This window comes from Dactylosporangium sucinum (assembly GCF_014647515.1).
Lineage (GTDB): Bacteria > Actinomycetota > Actinomycetes > Mycobacteriales > Micromonosporaceae > Dactylosporangium > Dactylosporangium sucinum.
In genome coordinates this window covers 213,498-236,671 of the sequence record NZ_BMPI01000004.1, presented here as the reverse complement: position 1 = coordinate 236,671, position 23,174 = coordinate 213,498, and the positions used below count along the sequence as shown (strand labels likewise).

Genomic DNA, 23,174 nt, shown 5'->3' with positions numbered 1-23,174 from the left:
TATTCACCCCTTACAGGAACGGCAGGTAGAAGGCGAAGGCCAGGACCACGGCGACGACACCCAGCAGGACCGGCGAGCGGTACCAGGCCTTGTCGCCGGCGATCGCGTCGGCGGTCAGGTCGTGGCTGCCGATGCCGTAGACGAGGCCGCTGAGCTCGTCGTCGGTCTTGCGGGTCGTCACCAGCGTGACCAGCACGGCGACGATCGCGACCGTCACGAACGCGATGCCCGCGCCCCAGAACGACTCGTCCAGGTCCGAGCCGAACGCGAACCAGCCGAACCACTTGTAGCCCGCGTACACGACCAGCGCGGCGACCGTGCCGGCGAGCAGCCCCCAGAAGCCGGCCCAGGCGGTCATCCGCTTCCAGAACATGCCGATGATGAACGTCGCGAACAGCGGGGCGTTGAACAGCGAGAACAGCGCCTGGATGTAGTCCATGATGTTGCTGTAGCCGGCCGCGATGAAGGCGGTGCCGATGCCGATGATCACGCCGACCACGGTGATGATCCGGCCGACGCTGAGGTAGTGCTCGTCGGGCTCGTCCTTCTTCACGTACTCCTGCCAGATGTCGTACGTGAATACCGTGTTGAAGCCCGACACGTTGGCGGCCATGCCGGCCATGAACGAGGCGAGCAGGCCGGTGACGGCGATGCCGAGCACGCCGTTGGGCAGGAAGTCGCGCATCAGCAGCGGGATGGCGTTGTTGTACTGCAGGTCGCCCGTGCCGGCACCCAGCCCCTTGACGGTCACCAGCGCGACGAGACCGGGGATCACGGTGACGAACGGGATGACCAGCTTGGGGTACGCGGCGATGATCGGCGTGCGCCGCGCCGCGCTCATGTTCCGGGCCGACAGGCCGCGCTGCACCTCGGCGAAGTTGGTCGTCCAGTAGCCGAAGGACAGCACGAAGCCGAGGCCGAAGACGATGCCGAACCAGGAAGCGCCCAGCGGGTTGTCGCTGCCGCCGGTGTTCGACCAGGTGTGCAGTCCGGCGTCGCCGAGCGTCGTCTGCCGTACCGCGTCGAAGAGCCCGTCGATCCCGCCGAGCTTGACGAGGCCGATGATCGCGACGGGCAGCAGGCCAGCGATGATCACGAAGAACTGGAGGACCTCGTTGTAGATCGCGCTGGAGAGACCGCCGAGCGTGATGTACACGAGCACGATGGCGGCGCCGAGGACGATCGCCGTCCACAGCGGCCAGCCGAGCAGGGCCTGCATGATGAGCGCGAGCGCGTAGAGGTTCACGCCCGCGATGAGCACCTGCGCGAGCGCGAACGACAGCGCGTTGAGCAGGTGGGCGGGGCGGTTGAAGCGCCGGCGCATGTACTCCGGGACGCTGCGGACCTTCGACCCGTAGTAGAAGGGCATCATGACGATGCCGAGGAACACCATCGCCGGGACGGCGCCGATCCAGTAGTAGTGGACGGTCATCAGGCCGTACTTGGCGCCGTTGGCCGCCATGCCCAGGATCTCCAGCGCGCCGAGGTTGGCCGAGATGAAGGCGAGGCCGGTCACCCAGGCCGGCAGGGACCGCCCGGAGAGGAAGAAGTCGACGCTGTTGTGGATCGAGCGGCGGGCGGCGAGCCCCACCCCGAGGACCGTGATGAAGTAGAGCGCGAGCAGGACGTAGTCCAGCGCGTTCATCTGGAGGCGGAGACCTTCGGCGAGAGTCTGCACCCGTTCCTCCCCGTTTGCCGTCGGGAGTGAGCGTCCACCCACCTACCCACGCGCGGGTTCCCCCCAAACCAAGGTGGGTCACCGACCGGGTGAGGGGTGACGAGCCTGTGAGGGGTTCCGCGGCGCGGGGCAGCAGCGCGGGGCGGGCAGCAGCGCGGAGCGCGGGGCGGGGCGGGGTAGCAGCGCGGGGCCCGAGGTGCGGGTCGGCGCGGGCCGGCCGCGCGGGGCGCGGGGGTAGCGGCGCGGGGGCGGCGAGCCCCGTCAGGGGCGGGGTAGGTGGGCGGCCAGGAGGTCGAGCAAGGCCTGGGCCGCGTACGGCTTGTCCAGGAAAGCGTCGCAACCCGCGGACATCGCGGCCGCGCGCTCGTGCGGCAGGACGCTCGCCGTCAACGCGATCACCTGCGGGCGGTCCTCGCGGGTGCTCAGGTCGGCGGCCAGCGTGAGGCCGTTGCCGTCCGGGAGGTTGACGTCCAGCAGGATCACGTCGACCGCCGTCTCCGAGAGGGCCGTCCTCGCCCGCTCCAGCGTGCCGGCCTCCACCAGCTCCACCGAGCGGACCGACTCGTCCGCGGCCCGGGACAGGATGGCGCGGACCAGGACGCGGTTCAGTTCCTCGTCCTCGACCAGCAGGATTCGGCTCATGTCGGGGCGCCTTCCTGAGGAGCGGGTGCGGTTGCGCGGGCGTCGGAGAGCGTGCTGGCCACCGCGGCCAGGTCGATCCACTCGCGCAGGCCGTCGGAGGCGGCGGCGCTGCGGGGCACCGTGCCGATGACCTTGCCCGTCAGGCGGCGGCGGTCGGCGTCGGACAGGTCGGGCTCGGTCAGGGCCAGCACCGGGATGCCGCGGGTGGCCGGGTCGACCTCCAGGCCCGACAGGAGCGCGAAGCCGTCGACGTCCGGCATCTCCAGGTCGCAGATGATCAGGTCGAACCGGCGGTCGCGGGACAGCCGCAGGCCCTCGGGGCCGTCGTTGCACGTCACGACCTCGATGCCGCCGGCGCGGAGCTGCTGCTCGACCACCGCCCGGGTGTGGTCGTCGCGGTCCACGACCAGGACCGTCGCCGAGTCCGTCGGGGCGATGTGCCGGGCCAGCTGGGCCAGCAGCGCGCCGTGGTCGACGGGCTTGACGAAGAAGTCGGCGGCGCCCAGGGACAGGCCCGCGCGGCGGTCGTCGATGATCGTGGCGAAGAAGACCGGGATGTCGCGCAGCGGCGAGCTCTTCAGCGACCGGATCACGTCCCAGCCGTCCAGGCCGGGCATGATCACGTCCAGGAGGATCGCGTCGGGGCGCCACTCCTGGGCCGCGGCCAGGCCGTCCTCGCCGCTGGGTGCGACGCGGACGTGGTAGCCGGCCGTCGCGAGGTACGTGAGCAGCAGCTCGGCGGCGCGCGGGTCGTCGTCGACGATGAGCACGCGGCCGCGGGCCGGGCCGGGCGGCTCGACCGACCGGACCGGCGACGGTGCCGGTACCGCCGCCGGAAGACGCACGGTGAAGCGGCTTCCCTCGCCCAGGGCCGAGGCCAGCGCGATCGTGCCGCCGTGGGCCTCGACCAGGCGGCGGGTCAGGGCCAGCCCCAGCCCGGTGCCGGCGTGGCGCTGGGCGGCCGGGCCGACCTGCTGGAACTCCTCGAAGACCCGCTCCTGGTCGGCGAGGGCGATGCCGATGCCGCTGTCGGCGACCGTGACCGCGACCTCGTCGCCCGCCGCGGTGGCGGTGACGGCGACCAGGCCGCCCTCGGGCGTGAACTTGATCGCGTTGGAGAGCAGGTTGTCGAGGATCTGGCGGAACCGCAGCGGGTCGGCGCGCACCGCGATCGCGGGCACGTCGAGGTACACCTGGAGCCCCTTGTTGTCGGTGAGGGGACGCAGCCCGTCGACCAGCTCGCCCACGGCGGTGTCCAGGGGCAGCGGCACCGGGTGCAGTTCGAGCCGCCCGGCCTCCACCTTGGCCAGGTCCAGGATGTCGTTGATCAGCCCGAGCAGGTGCCGCCCGCTGCTGTGCACGTGGTCGACCCACTCGGCGGGCACGCTGCGCCGGTCGCCGTCGGGCTGCTCGGCGCGCATGAGGTCGCTGAAGCCGATGATCGCGTTGAGCGGCGTGCGCAGCTCGTGGCTCATGCCGGCGAGGAAGTCGCTCTTGGCCTGGCTGGCGTCGGTGAGCGCGGTGACCGACTCGGCCAGCTGCTCGGCGAGGCGCCGCTGCTCGGCCATGACCTCGCTGCGCTCGGCGAGCAGCCGGGCCTGGCCGCCGAGCACGCCGGCGAGGCGCAGGTCGTCGGCGGTGAAGAGCGCGCGGTACCGGTCGACGAGGAGCAGGGCGCGGTTGTCCCGCAGCCGCAGGACGGTCGCCACCCGGGCACCCGTGGCCTCGGCCAGCGGATGGTCGCCCGGCAGGTCCACCGGCCGGCCGGCCATGGTGAGCTCGTCGAGCGTGAACCCGGTCAGCCGGTCGTGCGGCAGGGCGGTGCCGGATCGGCAGACCCCGGCGATCCGGTCGAGCGACGCGTCGAGGAGCAGCACCACGTCGGTGCCGGTGGTCTCGTGGACGACCTGCACGTACCGGCGCCACACCTGGCCGGTGCTGACCTCGGCCGGGAGGCGCTGCAGGTCCTCGGTCGCCTCGTACCAGACGGTGGCGGACATGACCCGGCGCAGCCAGGCCGGCGGCGCGAAGGCGAGCAGGTACAGCGCCGCGGAGACCAGGCCGACGATCCGGCCGCCCGTCGACAGCCAGTTGCTCACCCCCGGGTGCTGCACCGCGCCGACGAACAGGGCCAGCATCATGACCGCGAAGAGGTACGTGGCGAACGCCGCGAGCCGCAGCCGCACCCGGGCCGCGCCGCAGCGCCGCCGGGCACCGCTGAGCAGGAAGGTGCCGGCGAGGACCTCGGTGACGGTGAATGTCGAGGTGACGATGATGAGGTACCCCAGGCCGAGCGGCCGCGGCGCCGCCGACACGACGACGACGCTGACCAGCAGGAGCACCAGCAGCGTGCGGGTGACCCAGCGCGGCACGCGGCGCAGGCGGGCCGTCAGCCGCAGCGTGAAGTAGGGCTGGAGGAGGAGCAGCGCCGTGGAGACCACCCCGACGAGGGTCGGCACGGGCCGGCCCGCCAGGTCGCGGAACACCCCGTTGCCGCACAACAACAGGGTGGGCAGGAAGATCAGCGTGATGTCCCGCTGGACCGGATCGCGCTCGCGGAGATAACTGGCGAGAGCTCGCGCAAAGATCGCCGCGACCAGCAATGCTGTGACTAGAGTTATCATCCGATTACGCCCCGTTACTTTCGACGGGACTCACTCTAGTCACCCTTGGACAGCCAGGAGGGCCGGATGGGCGACGAGGCGCTCGCCGAGCTCCGCGCCGAGGTGGCCGCGTGTGCGCACGACCTGTCCAACGCGCTCGGCGCGGTCATGAACTACACGACGTTTCTCGCCGAAGACCTCGCCGGCACCCCGGCCGCCGCCGACTACCTCCCCCACCTGCAGAGCGCGGCCCAGCGCGCCCTCGACCTGGTCGAGCGGCTGAACGCTACCGGCGCTCGCTGACGGACTTGCACGCCACGCACAGCGTGACCGCCGGGAACGCGGCCAGGCGGGCGACGGGGATCTCCTGCGAGCAGGTCTCGCAGGTGCCGTACCGGCCGCTGGCGAGCCGGTCCAGCGCGCGGTCCACCTGGTCCAGGCGCTCGCGGATGGACAGCGCGAGGGCGAACTCCTGCTCCCGGTTGAACGCCTTGGTCCCGAGGTCGGCGACGTCGTCCCCGGCGTCGACCACCCCCGCGAGCGTCATCTCGGCGACGGCCTCGGCGTACTCGGTCTCGAGCTCCTGCCGGCGGGCCGTCAGCGCCTCGTGCAGGTCCTGCGTCCGGACATCGCCGGAGCCCGGGGCACTGGTGGCGACGACGGTCTCAGGATGGACGAGCATGTGGGCCCCCGGCTTGGTTGTGGTGCGGAAATGATTGGCTTCCGGAGTGCCCACGGGAGGAGTGCCGCAAACCTGTTCTCCCCCGCTTCGTGAGGGCTCCCCCACCGACCCCTACCAGCCGGACTTGCGGGCCCGCGCCTCGTACAGCAGGACCGAGGCCGACACCGAGACGTTCAGCGAGTCGCCCGAGCCGAGCATGGGCACGGCGACGCGCTGGAAGCCGTGGTCGTACCAGGCGTTGCCGATGCCGTACCGCTCGCTGCCGACCACCAGGGCGGTCCGTCCGGAGAAGTCCGCCTTGCGGTAGTTGATGGCCTCGTCGGTGTCGGCCAGGAACACCGTGAAGCGGTGCCGCCGCAGCCAGGCCACCGCCTCGGCGACCTCCGGGAACTCCAGCGTCGGGACGGTCAGGATCGTGCCCTGGCTGGCCCGGATCACCTTCGGGTGGGTCAGCCGGGTCTTGCGGTTGGTCATCAGCAGCGCGTCGGCCGCGCACGCGTCCAGCGAGCGGATCAGCGTGCCCAGGTTGCCGGGGATCTCCACCCCGTCGGCCACGAGGACCAGCGCTTGGCGGCCGAGGCGGAGGTCCTCCGGCGCCCACTGCGGCAGCGCGGCCAAGGACAACAGCCCGTCCGGCTTGTCCCGCTCCGAGATCTTCTCGAGTGTGCGCAGGGAGATGCGGTACGAGCGCTCGGCGCGGGCGGCGATCTCCTCGGCGCGGCGGTGGGCCTCGTCGGCGTAGATCGCCTCCGGGCACCAGAAGAACGTGTCGATCGGCGCGTTGTGCTCCAGCAACATGTTGTGCGCCCACAGGCCCTCGGCGACGAACAGCCGGTACCGATTCGGCGCGGTGTTGTTCTGGATGTGCTGCACCTGCCGAACCGCGGGGTGCTGAACCCCGATGGCCTGGAGTTCCATCACAACGTGACGGTAACCGACAGCTCCGCCGCGTCGGTGACGGACCAGTCCCGCACGTTGCCGGCGGCCACCAGGTCGCCGCGGACGGTCGACAGCACGTCGGCCGGGCCGGCGATCTCCAGCAGCGACACCGGGGCGCGCATCGACTGCCGCGCGCCGGACTTGGCCCGGCGGATCTCGCCGAGCACCGACGCGGCCACCGTCAACGGCAGCACGTCACCGGGCAGCGGGGAAGTGGGCCAGGGCGCGCGGTGCACCGAGCCGGTCTGCCACCACGACCACACCTCCTCGGTCACGTACGGCAGGAACGGCGCGAACAGGCGCAGCAGCGTCGACAGGGCCACGGCCAGCGCGGCCCGGGCCGACGCCACCTCGTCCGGCCCGGCCTCGCCGTAGGCGCGGGCCTTCACCAGCTCCAGGTAGTCGTCGCAGAACGACCAGAAGAACTGCTCGGTGCGCTCCAGCGCCCGCGCGTAGTCGTAGGCGTCGAAGGCCGCGGTCGCCTCGGCGACCACGGTGGACAGCGCGCCGAGCAGGGCCCGGTCGACCGGGGCGGTCACCAGCGCGGGGTCGGGCGAGCCGCCGAACGACAGCACGAAGCGCGAAGCGTTGAGCAGCTTGGTGGCCAGGCGCCGGCCCACCCGCAGCTGGTTGGTGTCGAACGCCGTGTCCACGCCGGGCCGGGCGTTGGCCGACCAGTACCGCACCGCGTCGGCGCCGAACTGTTCGAGCAGCTCCTCCGGGGAGTCCTTGGCGTTGTCCTTGGACTTGGAGAGCTTCTTCCGGTCGGGGTCCATGATCCAGCCGGCGATGGTGGCGTGCTTCCACGGCAGCACGTCGTGCTCGGTGTGGGCGCGCAGCACCGTGGTGAACAGCCAGGTGCGGATGATCTCGTGGGCCTGCGGACGCAGGTCCATCGGGAACACCCGACCGAACAGGTCGGGGTCGTCCAGCCAGTGGCCGATGATCTGCGGCGTCAGCGACGACGTCGCCCAGGTGTCCATCACGTCCGGGTCGCCGACGAAGCCGCCCGGCCGGCCGCGGTCGACCTCCTCGAACCCGGGCGGGGTGTCGCTGCTCGGGTCCATCGGGAGACGCTCCGGCACGATCGGGTCGTCGTAGCTCGGTCTGGCGTCGGCGTCCAGGCGGTACCACAGGGGAATCGGCACGCCGAAGAACCGCTGCCGGCTGATCACCCAGTCCCCGGTCAGGCCCTCCACCCAGTGCTCATAGCGGGACCGCATGTGCTCCGGCGTCCAGGTCAGCTCGCTCCCCCGGGCCAGCAGTGCGGCCCGCAGCTCCGGCGACCGCCCGCCGTTGCGGATGTACCACTGCCGGGTGCCCACGATCTCGAGCGGCTTGTCGCCCTTCTCGTAGAACTTCACGGCGTGCGTGACCGGCCGCGGCTCGCCGTCGAGCTCCCCGGAGGCGCGCAGCAGCGCCACCACCTTCTCCCGCGCCTGGTGCACGGTCAGGCCGGCGAGCGGCGCGAAGTCGTCCTCGCCGACGCCGGCCGGCGCCTGCAGGGTCAGCCGGCCGTTGCGCTCGATCACCGTGCGGGTCGGCAGGTCGAGCTCGCGCCACCAGGTCACGTCGGTCAGGTCGCCGAACGTGCACACCATCACCAGGCCGGTGCCCTTCTCCGGGTCGGCCAGGTGGTGGGCCAGCAGCGGGACCTCCACATTGAACAGTGGGGTGCGGACGGTCGAGCCGAAGTGCGGCTGGAACCGCTCGTCGCCCGGGTGCGCCACCAGCGCCACGCAGGCGGGCAGCAGCTCGGGGCGGGTGGTGTCGACCAGGAACTCGCCGAACTTGAGCCGGTGGTAGGCGCCCGGCCGCTCCCGGTCCTCCAGCTCGGCCTGCGCCACCGCGGTCCCGAACGTCACGTCCCACAGCGTCGGGCCGTCCACCGCGTAGGCCTCGCCGCGGGCGAGCGCGTTGAGGAAGCCGCGCTGGGCGGTGGCCCGCGCCCGGTCGCCGATGGTGGTGTAGAGGTGGGTCCAGTCCACCGACAGGCCCACCCGCCGCCAGAGCGCCTCGTAGGCGCGCTCGTCGTGCTCGGTCTGGCGGTGGCAGAGCTCCACGAAGTTGCGGCGGCTCACCTTCACCGGCGTCCTGCCGGGCGCGGCGGGCGGCTCGAACCCGGGGTCGTAGGGCAGCGTCGGGTCGCACTGCACGCCGTAGTTCAGCTGCACGCGACGCTCGGTCGGCAGGCCGTTGTCGTCCCACCCGATCGGGTAGAACACCGTCTTGCCGCGCATCCGCTGGTAGCGCGCGATGAGGTCGGTCTGCGTGTAGGAGAACACGTGTCCGATGTGGAGCGCGCCGGACACCGTCGGCGGCGGGGTGTCGATCGAGAACACGTCGGCGCGGTCGGCGGTGCGGTCGAAGCGGTAGATGCCCTCGGCGTCCCATACCTTGCCCCAGCGTTCCTCGAGTCCGTCGAGGCTGGGACGGTCCGGGATACGCGTCGAATCGGGCATGTGCCCCATGCTAGAGCGGTGACGACTGGCAGACCTCTCAATAACCGGGTGGCCGCCGGCCTGGTGTTCCTCACGAGCGGCGCGGTCCTCGTGCTGGAGATCGCCGGGCTACGCCTCGTGGGGCCGTACGTCGGGGTGACCCTGGAGACGAGCACCGCCATCATCGGCGTGGCGCTCGGCGCGATCGCCTACGGCGCGTGGACCGGCGGCTGGCTGGCCGACCGCCGGCTGGACCCGGCGAAGCTGCTCTCGCCCCTGCTCCTGCTCGGCGCGGCGACGACCGCGGCGACCCTGCCCCTCGTCCGCGCCGCCGGGCAGTGGCTGCGCGGCACCGACCCGGGCAGCGTGATGCTCCTGGCGATGATGACGCTGTTCGTGCCGGCGGCGCTGCTGTCGGCCGTCACCCCGCTGATCGTGAAGCTCCAGCTCGGCGACCTCGGGCACACCGGGCGGGTGGTCGGGAAGCTGTCCAGCGTCGGCACGCTCGGCGGGATCACCGCCACGTTCGGGACGGGTTTCGTGCTGGTGGCGGCGGTGCCGACGAGCGGCATCCTCTACGGACTGGCGGGGATCCTGGCCCTCGCCGGCTTTCTGCTCATGGGGTACTGGCGGAAGCGCGCGCCGGTGACCGTGGCGCTCGCCGTCGTGGCGTGCGGCGTGCCCGTCGCCATCGTCGCGCCGGACCCGTGCGAGGTCGAGACGGCGTACCACTGCGCCACCGTCACGGCCGACCCGGCCCGCCCGTCGGGGCGCACCCTGCTGCTCAACGGCGCTCAGCATTCCTATGTGGACCTGGACGATCCACGGCACCTCGAGTTCGCGTACACCCGCTGGATCGCGTCCTATGTGGACACCCTGCCCCCGGGGCGGCTCGACGCGCTGCACCTCGGCGGGGGCGGGTTCACGATGCCCGGCTACCTCGCCACCACCCGGCCCGGCACCGACAGCCTGGTGCTGGAGCTCGACGCGAAGCTGGTCGAGCTGGACCGGCGCCGGCTCGGCCTGCGGACCGGGCCGTCGCTGCGGGTCGTGACCGGGGACGCTCGGGCGAATCTCTCGTTCGTTGCCGGCGCCTCGAAGGATCTTGTGATCGGCGATGCGTTCGGGCATCTGGCGGTACCCTGGCATCTGACCACGCGTGAGCTGGTCGAGGACGTCCGGCGCGTCCTGCGGCCGGGTGGCGTCTACGCGCTCAACGTCATCGACGGCACCGCCCGCCGGTTTGTGCGGGCCGAGCTGGCCACGATCGCGGCGGTGTTCCCGCACGTGGCGCTGGTCGCGCCGCCCGAGGCGGTCGCGGGCCGGGTGAGCAGCAACTTCGTCGTCCTGGCCTCGACGGCGCCGCTGCACGCGTTCTCGCCGCCGGACGGCGCGGAGGTGGTCGCGGGCGCCTCGTTGCGAGACTTCGTCGGCGCTGCCGAAGTGCTGACCGACGACCACGCGCCGGTCGACCAGCTGCTCACGTTCTCGTAGGGAGACCTCGCGGCTTCCGGCCGGTGAGCTGCTCGACGTGGTCGGTCACGCCGGCCAGCTCGCCGGCGGCGATCGCCGTATACGACGTGACCCAGCCCTCGACCTCGAACGGGGCGCCCTGACGCCAGGCGTGGGCTTCTTCGATCGTTTCCGGGTGGTAGCGCAGGCCGAACGCCTCGGCCGCCTCGTGGAGGGTGAACGCCTCCGGGCCGGTGAGGCTGTAGGTGGCGTTGTCGTGGTCGGCGATCAGCACGCTCTTGACCGACTCCGCCACGTCCTCGTAGCTCACGGCCGCCACCCGCCCGTCGCCGGCGGGGCCGCGGATCACGCCGTCGGCCCCGGCGAACCGCGGGATCATCTCCAGGTAGAGGTTGTCGCGGACGAAGGTCCAGCGCAGGCCGGAGCGCTTGATGTGCTCCTCGGTGTGCCAGTGGTCGCGCGCGAAGGTGAACGTGCAGTCGGGCGCGGCGCCGTAGAACGACAGGTAGACGATCCTCTGCACGTTCGCCCTGACGGCACCGTCGACGGCGCTCTTGTGCTCGGCGACCCGGTCCTTCGACTCGCGCCCGGACACCAGCAGCAGCGTCGTGACCCCGCGGAGGGCCCTCGCCATGGCGTCGGTGTCCCGATACTCGGCGTCCTGGCGGGTCAGGCCCCTGGCCTCGGGAAGCCGCTCGAGCACCCGGCGGCCGACCGCCCCGTTCGCCCCGGTCACCGCGATCATGTACGCCAGTATGGACGGTGTAATACGGGCGTCGTACATTGGGGGTATGCCCTACCGCTGGTGGCCGGCGACCCTGGCGGCACTCATCGGGATTGAGCCGTGGGAGGCGCTCGAAGCGCTGAACGCGGATCGCAGGCTCCCGAGATCGGGTGTCGCGCTCGGCCTCCCGGTCCTCAGCGTTTGGGCCCGCACCGCGGCCGGACGACCGCTGATCGTCGTCCTGCGGCATGAGGGCGGCCTGGACTGGCTCATCGTCGGCGCACTCGACATGACCCCGGCCCAGCTCGCCGAGTTCGAGGGGTGGGAGGCATCATGCAGGACGGACGCCTGACCGACGACCAGCTGGACGCGCTGGCCGGCGCCGTGGCGGCGGGGCAGATCGCCTATACCGACGCCCCGGCCCAGCTCCCGCCCAAGCCCGACGGCGAGACGATGGCCGTGTACTCGGTTCGCTTACCGGCCACGCTCGCCGAGCAGCTGGCCACGGTGGCGGAGCGGCGCGGCCTGAAGCCGTCGACGCTGATGCGCCAGATGGTCGAGCAGTGCCTGGCGACCGAGGCGGACGACCGCCCGATCTCGCTGGCCGACGCGCTGCGCGCGCTGACCACCCTCCGCAAGGCCGCTTAGCCGGTCTCGGCCTTCGTGTAGAGGACGTCGCGGGCCTGCTCCGCGGCGCGGGCGATGCTCTCGGCGACGAAGTCCATGAAGCGGGCGATGCCTTCGAGGCGGACGCCGGCCGGGGTGCCGTGGCCGAGGATGTTCACGCCTTGGCGTGCCGTCTCGGCGAGCTGGGCGTTGGAGCGGGCGGCGGCGACCATGGACTGATACCAGACGTTGTTGTCGACGGCGTAGCGTTCCCGCCGGCGGTCGTCGCGTTCACGCCGGATGAGGCCTTGGCTTTCGAGGAAGGCCATGGCCTTGGAGATGGACGCCGGGCTGACCTGGAGGCGCTGGACCAGCTCGGCGGCGGTGAGGCTGCCGGCGTCGCTGGTGAAGAGGCAGGTCAGGGCGCGGGCCATCATCTTGGGCAGCCCCTGCTGCATGAGCAGGGTGGTGAACACCTCCTCGTACTCTCGCACGGCGTCCGGGTCACGCCCGTCTGATTGCGGGGCCGCGCTCGCCGCGCGCGGGGTGGGTTGGCGGCGGCGATGGGCGCGGTGTTCGGTGGCGCGGTGGGCCAGGTCGGCCCGGTAGCCGGTGGGGCCGCCGTTGCGCAGCACCTCGCGGGTGATGGTGGAGGTGGGGCGGTCGAGGCCCCGGGCGATCTCGGCGTAGGCGAGCCCGTCGGCCAGCCCGGCCGCGATCTGGTGACGGTCCTGCTGGGTGAGCCTGCCGCCCGGCATCGTGATCTCCCTTCGCCGACGCCGCCAGCATAGCGTTCACCCTTCTTCCGTTGCAACGACCGCCGTGGCTTTCGTTGCGTTAAATTCACAGCCGTTGCAACAATATTCCGCCTCTGAGCTGGAACTTTGCTAGTCTTGTGCAACGGTGATGTTGCCTGATTCTTGAACGCAACGTAGCGTTTCCGGTGTCAGAAACACGCCGAACGCCACGGAGGCGAGCACGATGCAGCAGTTCGAGACCCCCGCCCCGGTCGCCGCGGTCCTGGACGTCCCCGCCGGCCGGCTCACCGGCACCGCCGACCTGAGCATCCACGCCACCACCGCCTACGGCGACATCACCGCCCGCAGCCTGGCCATCGCGGCGAACGGGCTGCGCAAGTCGTACGGCGACAAGGTCGTCCTCGACGGCGTCGACCTGGCCGTTCCCGAAGGAACGATCTTCTCTCTGCTCGGCCCGAACGGCGCCGGCAAGACCACCACCGTCCAGATCCTGTCCACCCTGATCCCGGCCGACGGCGGCGCGGTCGAGGTCGCCGGTCACGACCTGGCCCGCCGGCCGGACGACGTGCGCGGCGCGATCGGCGTCACCGGCCAGTACTCGGCCGTCGACAAGCTGCTCACCGGCGAGGAGAACCTGCTCCTCATGGCCGACCTCAAGCACCTGTCCCGGCGGGACGGCAAGCGCCGGGCGGCCGAGCTGCTCGACCGTTTCGACCTGGTCGACGCGGCACGCAAGCCGGCCGGAACGTACTCCGGCGGCATGCAGCGCCGGCTCGACCTGGCGATGACCCTGGTCGGCGACCCGCGGCTGATCTTCCTGGACGAGCCCACCACCGGCCTCGACCCGCGCAGCCGGCGCTCCATGTGGCAGATCGTGCGTGAGCTCGTCGCGAGCGGGGTCACGATCTTCCTCACCACGCAGTACCTGGAGGAGGCCGACCAGCTCGCCGACCGCATCGCGCTGCTCGACCACGGGCGGCTGATCGCCGAGGGCACCGCCGAGGAGCTCAAGCGACGCATCCCCGGCGGCCACATCGAGCTGACCTTCGCCGACGCGCACGTGCTCGACGCCGCTCAGCGGCTCCTCGGCGCCCGGATCGCCGACCCCGAGGCGCTCACCCTGCAGGTGCCGAGCGACGGCGGCGTCCACGCGATCCGCGAGCTGCTCGCGCTCCTCGACGAAAGCTCGATCGACATCGACAACCTGAGCGTTCACACCCCCGACCTCGACGACGTGTTCCTCACCCTCACCGGCCAGCAGAAGGAGACCATCCGATGAGCACCATCGCCCTCGCCGCCCGCGACTCGTCCACCATGGTCCGGCGCCAGCTCAAGCGCCTGCTCCGCTACCCGTCGATGACCGTGCAGCTGGTCATCACGCCCGTGATCATCCTGCTGCTGTTCGTCTACGTCCTGGGCGGCACGCTCGGCAACGGACTCGGCGGCGGCCGCGACGTCTACGTCAACTACGTCGTGCCCGGCATCCTGCTCATGGCGGCCGCCACGGCCGCGACGGGAACCGCGGTCATGGTCGCCAGCGACATGACCGAAGGCATCGTCGCCCGCTTCCGCACCATGCGGATCTCCCGGGCCTCGGTCCTCACCGGCCACGTCGTCGGCAGCGTGATCCAGCAGCTCCTCGGCATGGCCGTCCTGATCGGCATCGCGCTGGCGATCGGCTTCCGCCCGAACGCCACCGCCGTCGAGTGGCTGGCCGCCACCGGGATGCTCACGATGTTCGTCGTGGCCGTCACGTGGCTGTCGGTCGCCCTCGGCCTGAAGTCCCCGACCCCCGAGGCGGCCAGCAACGCCCCGATGCCGCTGATCCTGCTGCCCTTCCTCGGCAGCGGCTTCGTCCCCACCGACTCCATGCCCACGGCCCTGCGCTGGTTCGCCGAGTACCAGCCCTTCACCCCGATCATGGAGACCGTCCGCGGCCTCCTCCTCGGCACCCCGATCGGCAACAGCGCGGCCATCGCGCTGGCCTGGTGCGCCGGCATCGGCGCCGGCTCGTACCTCTGGGCCAAGAGGACCTACAACAAGGCCTGACCACACAAAAACCGGCAGGGGCCGTCAGACCGTCTGGTCTGGCGGCCCCGAGGCCGTAGGGTCCACCCGGCGAGCCTCCCGGACGGGATTCCCGCGGCCGAGATCGACCGGGCGGCGGCTTGGTGCTGCCCGTGGCACGCCGCGACGCGGGCGGAGCAGATCACCGGAGTGACCGGCGACGCTCGGGCCCGACCGATTCGAACCGGTGGTGGATCCCGACCGGCGTTTCCGCTGGTCGGGGTCTGGCAACGCCCGGCGAAGAGCTTTGTGGGCAGGGACGGGGTCGAACCGCCGACCTTCCGCTTTTCAGGTCTCGGGGAAACCGGCCTCGAGGAGCCCCTGACCTCGCCGAAGCGTCCGGCCCTGGCTGCCGATGGTCGCCGCTGTACGGCGCCGTTGCTACACGCACTGCTACACAAGCAAGGAGTGGGTGTCCAGCCGGAACGGGAACGGATGGACGGCGGCCAGGGTCTCGCCCGACTTGGCCACCGAATCCTCGACGTAGTGCGTGCCGTCCAGCCGGTTGAGTCTGAGGGTGAGCGAGTCTGGTGACTCCTGCTCGACAAGGAGGTACCACTCGATTCGTGCGGCGGCATACAGGTGCATCTTCATGACGCGGTCTGCCGCTGCGTTGCCAGGCGACACGATCTCGCCGACAAGGGCGACCCGTGCCGCGTCGATGACGACGAAATCGTCCTCCAGGTCCACCACAGCCAAATCGGGGATGACGAGGCGGTCAGTGTGCAGCCGAACGTTCACCGCCTCGTACACGTGCAGACCTGAGCCCGACGCGGGGGCGTCCAACTGGTTGGCGATGCGGCGGGAGATTCGCTGGTGGCGCGAGTTCGGCGCGGGACTCACCAGCAGGCTCCCATCAATCAGTTCGATCCGATTCGGCGTTTCACCCAACGCCAGGTAATCGTCCTCGTTCCAGGGTCCGGCGTGCTCGATCGTCGCCACGCTCATGTTTGACCACCTCCGAGGGACAGCCGTCGGCCACACACCCACAGTAAGTGTCTCATGGCGACGGACCTGGCTCCGCGGCCAAGCCGCCGCTGCCGTCCTCTCCGAAGGTGCGGAATCGGGATCCGGTGGCCCAGTCCAGGGCCGCGTAACTACGCCGACGGGCATACTGTGTGCGCCGTGGCGGGTAGATGGCACCCGGAGACCGGGCCGGAGGACTTCCTCGCAGCGGGTCGTCGTCGAAGTGGACGGCCTGGTGGAGTTGGCCGCGCCAGGACGTTCTGGCCGGAGACATCGCCCTGCTTGATCTGGGTCACACGTCTTCGGTGTCGTCCATGCGGCCAGCGACCTGCCGCAGGTCAGGCTGCGGCATGCCTCGGTGACCGTCCGCTGTCCTGAAGTCCGGCGTTGCTACATAACGATCTTCGCGGCAGGTGGCGAACAACAAAGACCCCGACCGGCGCTTCCGCTGGTCGGGGTCTTGCAAAGCCCGGCGAAGAGCTTTGTGGGCAGGGGCGGGGTCGAACCGCCGACCTTCCGCTTTTCAGGGAGACCCATAACCGCTGGTCAGACCCCATCCCCCACTCACACGTGCGTTTCACGTGCAACAACTGACGCCGCCCGTGCGTGCCCTTCTAGAAGAGGCCCTCATCGTCGTCCGCCGGCAGAACATACCTAGTTCCACGCCGTGATCCAGTTTGCAGGAGACGACCGTCGCGCACGAGTTGCTGAAGCAGTGTCAAGGATTGCTGCCTGTTAAGTCCTGTAAGCTCCCGGACGCGCTCATTCGAGAGTTCCTCGATCTCCGCTGCATCCAGCACCATGCCAATAAGCTGATGGAGCGAGAACCGATAAGCCGCCGGAGGAGCGATCGACTCAGCAAGGTAATACGTCGAACTGCCCCTCTCGCCAACTTGCTCGAGCAGTTCCGCATCACGGAGTCGCTGAAGCGCACGACGAGCTACGCCACTGTCTTCCGTCTTAAGAATTCCTCGTGCGACTCCGTTCGTTAGCTCGTTGCCGCGCGCAGCATGTACGAGAAGCAGTTTATCCGAACCAGAAATTCGTCCCTGCCGCTCCAAGTCCGAGACCCATGCTCGCTCCCGTGGAGTAATCGGACCTTGCAGCGGGAGACGCACCGTTACCGATATGCCATCGTCGATGAATTCGGGCGGATCGAGAAGGGCTTCCTCCATCTCGTCCTCCATGACGTCGATGCCTCGGCCTGCGTCCTCAGCGAGGCTGAATCGTCGTAGAACGTCGATGATGTCCGGGTTTCGGGCCGCTTGTGCTTGCCGGATTGTTTCGACTGTGACCGGCTCGGGCAAGCCGCCTGGAGACCGTACTACAACGATATCCGGACGGATCTCGACCAGAATTGCGGTGCGGTTGATCTCATAGCTTCGGTGCGCTACCGCGTTGGCGATAGCCTCCCTAACGACCACCTCTGGAAGCTTTGGAATTTCGTACCGGTAGAGCCCGGTCACCACTAGATCACTCCCGAGCTCATCTGTTATGAACTTGGTCGCTCCACGAACCTGCGCAGGAAGCGGGCCGTCGAAGACCTCCCGGCGGTCATAGTCGGTTCCGTCGTCCGGATATCTTCTGACCTCCACGATTGCTTTGTTCAGCTGTAGCGAATCCGACGGCTTTGTGAGGAACAACGCCCCAGCGATGGTGAGATTCTCGCCAACCGCCAGCCCGCGTTCGCCAAGACGATCCCAAAGGTCGGGCGACGACAGTGACCATCCATATACCTCGGATAGCTCAAGCAAGGCGTCCGAGTCGCAGTCATCCAGAGAGATTTCGGCGTTTGCCCGCTCGAATCTCCGAAGCTTGCGACTGCTCATGAATTCCCAGGCGTCAGCGCCGAACAACGCGACGTTACGCGCTCCCTTGCGTACCAGGATCCGACCATCACTGGTTTGGGCGAATCCTTCCTCACGCCTCTTAACCACAATTGCAACCACGGCCTTGCCGTCGACATCAATTTCCTTGACCGCGTAGCGGCCAACATCATGAGCGGCCAGCGCTGCCTCATGGATCTGATCGTCGGTACCTTGATCCAGTTTGCGTCCGACGACCTCTCGTTTGTCCGTCACGCCTATGAAGATCACGCCGCCATCACCATTGCTGAACGCCACCATGGCCTCTTGGAGCTTGCTCGGGCTCGCACCGGTCTTCAGTTCGACCTGGTGCGTCTCCCGTTCGATGAGGGCGGCGAACTGCTGCACCGTGTACTTGGCACCGACTCGGATCGTCACAACGGCAGTATGACAGGTTATGAAGCCTTTGTAAGCAGCCAGCCCGGCCGTAACAAGGGCTTCATAACTTGCCATAACGGCACCCAGCCAACTCAGCAGAGACTTCTGCGGCTCGCCGTGCCACTCCAGAGCCGGGTTAGTGCTTCATCACGATCGCCCTTGGCAGCTTTGCCGCGTTGCCGTGGGCTGCCAGCTCGGACAGTGCCGAGGCGATCTCGGCGTCCCGCCCGTCGACGGCGTGGAGGTAGCGGTACGACGCCACCGGGGAGGCGTGACCGAGGCGGCGCATCAGATCCTTCACCGTAGCGCCGGTCGACGCGGCGAGCGTCTGGCCGGTGTGGCGCAGATCGTGGAACCGGAACCCCGGCATGTCGACCTTGGCGCGAGCGCGAACGAACGCTTGCCGAACGGAGTCGCCGCGCATCGGTGAGCCGGTCCGGCCGACGAACACCCGCTCCTTGCCCGCCCGGCCGCTACACCGAGGCCCTGCGCTACGCCGAGCAGGGGACGACGTACGTCGCGAACGTCGGCGGCACCACGGCGGTCTGGCTTCCGCTCAACGCCGCCCGTGCGCACGCCGCGTTGGGGAACACCGAGCAGGCGATGCAGGCGATCCATGCTGCGGAGGACGCGTGGGACCGCGTGACGACCGATGAGGTCGACGAGCTGGGCGGCATCTGCGTCTTCAACCGCCCGCGAAACCCTCTACTACGCCGCCGACGCCCTCGCGTGGCTGCCCGCCCAGGCGACGGACGCCATCAGCTACTCCACACGCGCCGTGGACGCCTTCAGCAACCGCAACGACCCGGCATGGGCCTTCGGCGACCAGGCCGGCGCGCACACCAACCTCGCCATCGCCCGTCTCGCCGACCGCGACATCGAGGGCGCCGAAGAAGCGCTCGCGCCAGTGCTCGACCTCCCACCCGAGCAGCGCATCAACGGCGTGGTGCAGTCCGCGCAGCGTGTTCAGGCCGCGATCGTCCGCGCCGGCCTGGCCCAGGACGCAGCCGAGCTCATCGAAGCCATCGAGGACTTCACCCGCACCCCGCTGAAGGCGATCACGCGCTGAGCGATGATCGGGGCATGTACCCCGTGACCCTCACCGGCCGCACCGTCGTCCTGCGCGAGTTCCGCCCCGACAATGCGGCCGGCGCGTTTCAGATCTTCGGCGACGACGCCGTGACCGCCTGGCTCTCCTTCGACAGCCGCAGCCGCGCCGAGGTCACCGCCCTGATCAACGCCGCCATCGAGCGCGCAAAGCAGGAACCGCGAACGGAGTACTACCTCGCCGTCACACTGCCGGACGCCGACGAGTTGATCGGATTCGCTCGACTCGGCTTCAACGGCGTCCAGGCCGCGAAGCTCGGCTACGCCATCCGCGCCGACCACTGGGGCCACGGCTACGCCACCGACGCCACACGGACGCTCATCAGCTTCGGGTTCGAGACGCTCGGACTGCATCGCATCTCGGCCGCCATCGGCCCCGACAACCACTCCTCGGTCGCAGTCGCGAAGAACCTTGGAATGCAGTACGAGGGCCGCATACGCCACCACGTCTACACCTCGGGCGGCTGGCGCGACTCCCTGCTCTTCGCAGTGCTCGCCGACGAGGGATAGGTGGGGCGTGACGGATGCCGACGAGCGCGCCGCAGGACCACGATCCCGGAAGCCAGATACACAAGCCGCCTCGTCGGTGCGCAAGTTGAGTCGGCGCACTCGGTTCAACGTGCGGTCAAAGCAGGAAAGAGCCCATAGCGTCCGCTGCCTGGCCTCTTCGTAAAGTGAACGAGGACCGCATCCTCGGACAGATTCTCGGGCGGATCGGTATTCTCCACGATGATCGACTGTCCTAGAAACTGACCGTCGAGATATCTGTAGAACGAGGACGCCACGGTCTCGAACTCTTCTTCAGTTGGTTGGTCAGCCGAACCAGGGTCAGGCTCGCGGTAGGTGACTAGCGGAGAGTCCAAGACAATGAATCCAGGATGCTCCAAATCCCTGGAGAAACAGTACTGCGCCAAAGCTGACGTGAACGCAGCGTGGAGGATGGCACGCATCCCTTTTCCGCGGGATGCGCGAGGCTGGTCGTCGACTAGAAGGTCGTTCTCCGACTTGCCGAAACGGATGCTGTCTCCTACTGGTACGCCCCATTCACTCAAGACCACCTTTACAGTCTCCGAAAATTCGCGGAGCGCACGGTCGTTCAGACCTGGAGCGACTGGAGTTTCTTCAGCCGGACCTGGCTGAAGACTTAATCTTAGGGTCTCAATCCGTTCAATCTGCGCAAAGGCAGCAAGCTTACGCTCGATTTCAGAGCGCTTCGTCAGCAAGCTATTAATTTCGCTCTGGCGCGGGCGCAACTCATTATCGAGCGCTTCTATCGAGCTTCGGAAACCATTCATACGCCCATAGAAATCTCGGATCTCAGTTTCCAGCAGGCTTCGCTGATCGCCTAGGTCTGCAATCGTTGAAACGAGGTCGCCGCGAAGTGCAATGGTCTTCTGGATCTCAGCAGAGACTGACTCGCCGAACGCCGTCACCTCTTCGGCCATATGCGCACCTGCGTTCTGGTGCTCAACCTCGGCGCCGCAGAACACACATACACCCGGCTTGAAGAATCCCAGAAGGCCGCCAGCCTCTCGGACCATCTCCAAGCGCTCCAGGTCGGAGTCGTACTTTTCTCGCAACAATTCGAAACGAGCAGTGAGCTCGTTTACCTCACGCAGCCGTGTCTCGAGCACGTCACCTTGGTGTGCGACCGCCGCATGTTCCCGAAGGAGATCGTTACGCGACTCCAGCACTGAGTTGATCGCCGCCGCCTGCTCTTCGACCGATCGAACCAGTCGAGCGAGTTGACCTGACAGGCCAATCGGGGTATCCGACTCCTCCATCGAGTTCTCGAGATCCCGGAGCAGTCTCTCAAGAACCTCGATCTGCCCTTTGCCTATCTTCCGTCTTTCCAGGGCGTCAGCCTCTTGTGCGACCGCCGAATCGTCCTCGCCTTGAAGAAGGAGTTTGAATGTCGAAACTTCAGCAGTCGCTGTGACATGCTGCCCGGACAAAGGCGGGGGGACTGGAGATTGCATCTTCGTCTCATCGATGATGCACAGGGCGCAAAGGTTCCGGAAGCTGAGGGGGACAGTTACATTCATCCTGTTCTTGCGCAGCTTCCGACCCCCCATTCCTAATTGCTCAAGGAAAAAGCGCGACACGCTTTGGCGCTTTGCGGATGCCTGATTGTTGGCAGGAGCAAGGACGAAATCCGCCGGACCCTTGGGGAAGTCCGTAAGATCGGAGAGGTAAACGCTGAACTGCCCTCCCGACATTCGGCGAACGAGGGTTATACGACTCTCGTCAGGCAGCTCGACGCCGAGCATTACCGTCGAAAACAGTTCGGCCTCGGGAATCGACTTCAGCCTCTTCCCGCCGAGCATGAAGTCGATTGCATCAACGATGTACGACTTCCCCGCGTCTGACGCACCATAAATTACAGTGAGTGCGGGTCCGAAAGTAACAGTCGCTGGCGAAACTTCTTTGCCGAGGAAGACAAGGCGAATCAGTCGTAGGGCGCTCATGAGGTAGCCTCCTCGCCCGCTGCCACATCTCTGTGGGTGAGTGCCGAAGTGTGCCGACCGAGTCGAAACATCTGACCGCGAAGCTCTGCGCTATCCAGTCCACCGAAATGCTCGTTGACCCAATCGGCGCGGTCGCGTAACTCGTGCATATAGCTAGATTCGAGTAGTTCTATAAACCCTGCCGCGGCATCGCTGGCAGCGTATCCGATGCCGTCTGGAGTTATCCGAAGGGTGGCTAGCCTTGCTCTTACCATTACCTGCAAGCCAAGTTCCAAGAGCTCTTGCTTGACCGCAATCTCGCTCTCATGATTTGGCACTGCAGGATGCAGACTTTCGGGCCCGCCAAACTCCTGCGAATGCACCACACAGTAATCAAGGAAAGCCAGAGTAGCCAGATCAAACGAACGAGGAAAAGCGCTATCCAGAATTGCAAGCGCTCGTAGACCGGTCTCCAGTGGGCCGTTAAGGGGTTCGTTCAGCATTGAACATCACACCATTTTAGGCGATCCACATTTGCAAGTTGATGGCAAATTCCCCGTTTGTCCAGTGGATCGGACACGGAAATCAGCGCACTTGAGGTTAGGGTCAGGCCCGCCGCCTTCTCCAAGACGGACGTCAGGCGCTCCATCCCATCCGAGAAGTTCCGCTCATGAGTCTCAACCACTGCGTGGTAGACCTCATCCTGCAATCTTTCGAACGTGCCTGGACGCACACTATCCCTAGCAAACGCACGAAGTGATTCGGCGCTAAAGAACGCTTCTCGCTGCCGGCTGAGGTGCCTGAACGCCTGTGGATGGGTCAGAATCTCGGCAATGCCGGCCGATCCAACGCCGTACCGTTCTGTGTACACGCTCATTAGGTGTTCGATATAACGAGCCTCATCGGCAGTCAATTCCACCGGAGGCTTGATCACTGGCGGCCGTTCCGGCAGAGGGCCACCAAACCGGTGCCAATAGTATGGGGTCCGTTTGTGAATCTCCAATATTTCATGGATCTCCACATTCTGAAACATGCTGTAATCCAAGGTCTCTGCTACAGCCCGGATTTTTGCAAGCAGAGTTGGATCGAGCCCCTCGCCTAGGGGTTTGGAGCCACTGAACTTATTGAGGAAGCCTGTGCGCAGCTGTGACGGAGCACTCAACAGTCTCTTGAGAGACTTACCGCATCCTTGAGGAGCCAAGAAGAGGTAGCGTCGAGGCATCGTGTAGTAGCCCTCAACAACCGACCTGATCATCTTGAACATTTCTTCATAAGCTTCAGCCGGCTGAAGGCCTTGCTCATAATGCTTGCACTGCATGCAGTCCCACTCGCCCTCGAAACGATGGCGCGTGAGAAATCCGGCGACGTCAGCCCCTTTGTCGTTCGAACCCCCGATGCGCACCAGCTGGAAATAATCTTCCTCCAGCCCGGTCGCCCACTCCAAAATGAACTCTTCCCACTCGTCTGGGGAGTAAAAGTGAATGCGCTGACGAGGAGTGGGCGGCGGTCCACCGGCTAGGTTCGCCATGGTGGTCACGCCAGAACCGCTCGGGGGCGGCAACTCCGAAACGTTCGACCGTTGAGTGCTGGCCGAATGCCGAGCCGCCATTCCGCCCCCTCATGGACGCTGACCGCGTGTCCTGATTGTGCCATCAGACTTGGCGAATTTGAAGAGTATTAGGTCTGCCGCTGCTGAACCTTTGTTGCGCATGTGCAGGCCGATCGGGTCACCAGGTATGGCGCACAGTATTGCCGAATCCGGCTGTACTAGATCAAGGCGCCTTCGGCGCAGCCCGCG

Annotated in this window: 22 protein-coding genes; 8 read left to right on the top strand and 14 right to left on the bottom strand. The window is 67.8% G+C overall.

The genetic code is table 11. The annotated features are described in order from the left end of the window. Positions 1-10: 10 nt before the first annotated feature. From IEZ31_RS05275 to IEZ31_RS05265, 3 genes are all read right to left on the bottom strand, one after another. Positions 11-1,645 (bottom strand): sodium:solute symporter family protein, encoded by a 1,635-nt coding sequence (locus tag IEZ31_RS05275; RefSeq protein WP_190248669.1) that lies wholly within the window; start codon positions 1,643-1,645, stop codon positions 11-13. Between the two features lie 294 nt (positions 1,646-1,939). Beyond that, complete coding sequence (locus tag IEZ31_RS05270; protein WP_190248569.1) at positions 1,940-2,320, bottom strand: response regulator; 381 nt, start codon at positions 2,318-2,320, stop codon at positions 1,940-1,942. Continuing rightward, positions 2,317-4,944, bottom strand: a complete 2,628-nt coding sequence (locus IEZ31_RS05265; protein WP_229834237.1) for an ATP-binding response regulator — start codon at positions 4,942-4,944, stop codon at positions 2,317-2,319. The genes IEZ31_RS05270 and IEZ31_RS05265 overlap by 4 nt, the downstream gene beginning before the upstream one ends. Before the next feature lie 45 nt (positions 4,945-4,989). Between IEZ31_RS05265 and IEZ31_RS05260 the strand changes: the two genes are divergently transcribed. Beyond that, positions 4,990-5,226, top strand: a complete 237-nt coding sequence (locus IEZ31_RS05260; RefSeq protein WP_229834235.1) for a histidine kinase — start codon at positions 4,990-4,992, stop codon at positions 5,224-5,226. On the opposite strand, the gene IEZ31_RS05255 is transcribed toward IEZ31_RS05260, so the two are convergent. The 3 genes from IEZ31_RS05255 to valS form a co-directional block, all read right to left on the bottom strand. Continuing rightward, the gene (locus IEZ31_RS05255; protein ID WP_190248567.1) at positions 5,210-5,605 is read right to left on the bottom strand and encodes a TraR/DksA family transcriptional regulator; all 396 of its coding nucleotides are present in this window, start codon (positions 5,603-5,605) and stop codon (positions 5,210-5,212) included. The two genes, IEZ31_RS05260 and IEZ31_RS05255, sit on opposite strands and share 17 nt — an antisense overlap. 111 nt (positions 5,606-5,716) lie before the next feature. Next, a complete protein-coding gene (locus tag IEZ31_RS05250) occupies positions 5,717-6,523 on the bottom strand; it encodes a TrmH family RNA methyltransferase (protein ID WP_190248667.1) in 807 nt (268 codons plus the stop codon). Then, positions 6,523-9,006, bottom strand: a complete 2,484-nt coding sequence (valS, locus tag IEZ31_RS05245; protein WP_229834233.1) for a valine--tRNA ligase — start codon at positions 9,004-9,006, stop codon at positions 6,523-6,525. Before valS ends, IEZ31_RS05250 begins: the two co-directional genes overlap by 1 nt. Before the next feature lie 18 nt (positions 9,007-9,024). On the opposite strand from valS, the gene IEZ31_RS05240 reads away from it, so the two are divergent. Next, entirely contained in the window at positions 9,025-10,479 is a 1,455-nt protein-coding gene (locus IEZ31_RS05240) for a fused MFS/spermidine synthase (protein WP_190248565.1), read from the top strand. Here IEZ31_RS05240 and IEZ31_RS05235 read toward each other — a convergent pair. Then, positions 10,466-11,203: an NAD(P)H-binding protein gene (locus tag IEZ31_RS05235; protein ID WP_229834231.1), complete on the bottom strand. Its 738-nt coding sequence runs from the start codon at positions 11,201-11,203 to the stop codon at positions 10,466-10,468. The two genes, IEZ31_RS05240 and IEZ31_RS05235, sit on opposite strands and share 14 nt — an antisense overlap. Positions 11,204-11,249: 46 nt before the next feature. On the opposite strand from IEZ31_RS05235, the gene IEZ31_RS05230 reads away from it, so the two are divergent. Both IEZ31_RS05230 and IEZ31_RS05225 read left to right on the top strand, forming a co-directional pair. Continuing rightward, entirely contained in the window at positions 11,250-11,534 is a 285-nt protein-coding gene (locus IEZ31_RS05230) for a hypothetical protein (protein ID WP_190248563.1), read from the top strand. Continuing rightward, complete coding sequence (locus tag IEZ31_RS05225) at positions 11,516-11,830, top strand: ribbon-helix-helix domain-containing protein (RefSeq protein WP_190248562.1); 315 nt, start codon at positions 11,516-11,518, stop codon at positions 11,828-11,830. The genes IEZ31_RS05230 and IEZ31_RS05225 overlap by 19 nt, the downstream gene beginning before the upstream one ends. On the opposite strand, the gene IEZ31_RS05220 is transcribed toward IEZ31_RS05225, so the two are convergent. Beyond that, positions 11,827-12,546, bottom strand: a complete 720-nt coding sequence (locus IEZ31_RS05220; RefSeq protein WP_190248561.1) for a helix-turn-helix domain-containing protein — start codon at positions 12,544-12,546, stop codon at positions 11,827-11,829. The two genes, IEZ31_RS05225 and IEZ31_RS05220, sit on opposite strands and share 4 nt — an antisense overlap. Positions 12,547-12,769: 223 nt before the next feature. Here IEZ31_RS05220 and IEZ31_RS05215 point away from each other — a divergent pair, with 223 nt between their 5' ends. After that, positions 12,770-13,825: an ATP-binding cassette domain-containing protein gene (locus tag IEZ31_RS05215; protein ID WP_229834229.1), complete on the top strand. Its 1,056-nt coding sequence runs from the start codon at positions 12,770-12,772 to the stop codon at positions 13,823-13,825. Then, positions 13,822-14,595 carry an ABC transporter permease gene (locus IEZ31_RS05210; RefSeq protein ID WP_190248560.1) on the top strand — a complete coding sequence of 258 codons (774 nt, stop codon included), beginning with the start codon at positions 13,822-13,824 and terminating at the stop codon, positions 14,593-14,595. The genes IEZ31_RS05215 and IEZ31_RS05210 overlap by 4 nt, the downstream gene beginning before the upstream one ends. A 411-nt stretch (positions 14,596-15,006) precedes the next feature. Here the strand turns inward: IEZ31_RS05210 and IEZ31_RS05205 are convergent, their stop codons facing one another. The 3 genes from IEZ31_RS05205 to IEZ31_RS05195 all read right to left on the bottom strand — a co-directional run bounded on the left by IEZ31_RS05205 (position 15,007) and on the right by IEZ31_RS05195 (position 18,273). Then, positions 15,007-15,561: a Uma2 family endonuclease gene (locus tag IEZ31_RS05205; RefSeq protein ID WP_190248559.1), complete on the bottom strand. Its 555-nt coding sequence runs from the start codon at positions 15,559-15,561 to the stop codon at positions 15,007-15,009. Positions 15,562-16,193: 632 nt separating this feature from the next. Beyond that, positions 16,194-17,897 carry an ATP-binding protein gene (locus IEZ31_RS05200; protein ID WP_190248558.1) on the bottom strand — a complete coding sequence of 568 codons (1,704 nt, stop codon included), beginning with the start codon at positions 17,895-17,897 and terminating at the stop codon, positions 16,194-16,196. 61 nt (positions 17,898-17,958) lie between these two features. Next, positions 17,959-18,273 carry a tyrosine-type recombinase/integrase gene (locus IEZ31_RS05195; protein WP_190248557.1) on the bottom strand — a complete coding sequence of 105 codons (315 nt, stop codon included), beginning with the start codon at positions 18,271-18,273 and terminating at the stop codon, positions 17,959-17,961. A gap of 201 nt (positions 18,274-18,474) precedes the next feature. Between IEZ31_RS05195 and IEZ31_RS05190 the strand changes: the two genes are divergently transcribed. Together IEZ31_RS05190 and IEZ31_RS05185 are read left to right on the top strand one after the other, a co-directional pair. Continuing rightward, positions 18,475-18,891, top strand: coding sequence for a hypothetical protein (locus IEZ31_RS05190; protein ID WP_190248556.1), 417 nt, complete (start codon positions 18,475-18,477; stop codon positions 18,889-18,891). Positions 18,892-18,905: 14 nt separating this feature from the next. Next, positions 18,906-19,439 carry a GNAT family N-acetyltransferase gene (locus IEZ31_RS05185; RefSeq protein ID WP_190248555.1) on the top strand — a complete coding sequence of 178 codons (534 nt, stop codon included), beginning with the start codon at positions 18,906-18,908 and terminating at the stop codon, positions 19,437-19,439. Positions 19,440-19,543: 104 nt separating this feature from the next. Here IEZ31_RS05185 and IEZ31_RS05180 read toward each other — a convergent pair whose 3' ends face one another. Genes IEZ31_RS05180 through IEZ31_RS05170 form a run of 3 tightly spaced genes read right to left on the bottom strand, consistent with a single transcriptional unit; the run spans position 19,544 to position 22,904 of the window. Continuing rightward, entirely contained in the window at positions 19,544-21,397 is a 1,854-nt protein-coding gene (locus tag IEZ31_RS05180; RefSeq protein ID WP_190248554.1) for an ATP-binding protein, read from the bottom strand. Beyond that, positions 21,394-21,879, bottom strand: a complete 486-nt coding sequence (locus IEZ31_RS05175; protein ID WP_190248553.1) for an ABC-three component system middle component 2 — start codon at positions 21,877-21,879, stop codon at positions 21,394-21,396. Before IEZ31_RS05175 ends, IEZ31_RS05180 begins: the two co-directional genes overlap by 4 nt. Then, on the bottom strand, positions 21,873-22,904 hold the full coding sequence (locus IEZ31_RS05170) for an ABC-three component system protein (protein ID WP_308429352.1): 1,032 nt from the start codon (positions 22,902-22,904) through the stop codon (positions 21,873-21,875). Before IEZ31_RS05170 ends, IEZ31_RS05175 begins: the two co-directional genes overlap by 7 nt. Between the last annotated feature and the right edge of the window lie 270 nt (positions 22,905-23,174).